We start from the raw sequence: 265 nt of genomic DNA on the forward strand, positions 1-265 counted from the left end.
AGGCACTGAAGGCAGCGCCAGAGGCCAGAACGAATCCGCACAGCGTGGCGGCGCAAGGCCTTGCCTGGTGCAACCAACGGTTTGCCATCGAACGAGAGCTCAAAGAAGCGACGACCGAGGAGCGGCTTGCCGCACGCGAGGAACAAAGCCGCCCGGTGCTGGATGCCTACTATGCCTACTATGCCTGGCTGTGCCAGCAGAAATCCCGGACGATGCCCAAGAGCTTGCTGGGTCAAGCGATTGGCTACAGCCTGAACCAGTGGGA

At 61.5% G+C, this 265-nt stretch carries 1 protein-coding gene; it reads left to right on the plus strand.

Translation table 11 applies throughout. The annotated features are described in order from the left end of the window. A partial coding sequence (locus PPOP_RS17830; protein WP_042229870.1) for an IS66 family transposase occupies positions 1 to 265 on the plus strand: 265 nt, incomplete at both ends.

It is taken from the genome of Paenibacillus popilliae ATCC 14706, from assembly GCF_000315235.1.
Lineage (GTDB): Bacteria > Bacillota > Bacilli > Paenibacillales > Paenibacillaceae > Paenibacillus_B > Paenibacillus_B popilliae.